The sequence below is a fragment of the Tannerella forsythia genome (genome assembly GCF_003860135.1).
GTDB classification, from domain to species: Bacteria; Bacteroidota; Bacteroidia; order Bacteroidales; family Tannerellaceae; genus Tannerella; species Tannerella forsythia_A.
Genome location: NZ_RQYN01000154.1, coordinates 1 through 536 on the forward strand (window position 1 = coordinate 1; position 536 = coordinate 536).

Below are 536 nucleotides of genomic sequence, written 5' to 3' on the forward strand. Positions count from 1 at the left end.
AGAGTAGTAAAGAATAACCATTGACAACTGACAATTAAATTAGTGCAACTTGTCATAACTTGTGCAACTTGTGGTATCTGAATGCTGAATAACAATTAACAATTAACAATTAAACAATCATGTCTCTAAAAAAACGATTTTCTTTATGGGCCATACTTGCCATAGCCCTCGCCTTCTGTCAACCCCTTAAAGCAGCTACATACGGGACTGAAGTAAGCATTAACGGTGGTTCGGTTGACGTCAGTCAATTATACTCCAACGATATTACGGCTCCGGTTAATGTACTCAGTCGAATTATTGTAAAAAACGGGGCTATATTTACCATCAATTTTCCGAATGGAAGTAATCCTTCAGGCGTAAATGGAGGGGTAGCCTCGGGCAATACCATCACCGTTAGTGAAGCAGGAAGTGTATCGTTTAATTACCATAAGGATGGAAAAGAATACTATGTATTAATTGACGTCAACTACTACGGTGTCCTGCAATACCAAGGCAGCGATGCGCCCGCCTCCATCGACGTCACCCTCGACAATCAA

Annotated in this window: 1 protein-coding gene; it reads left to right on the forward strand. The window is 40.9% G+C overall.

Translation table 11 applies throughout. From position 1 onward, the window contains the following. Positions 1 to 119: 119 nt before the first annotated feature. A partial coding sequence (locus EII41_RS13765) for a hypothetical protein (protein ID WP_148091773.1) occupies positions 120 to 536 on the forward strand: 417 nt, incomplete at its 3' end.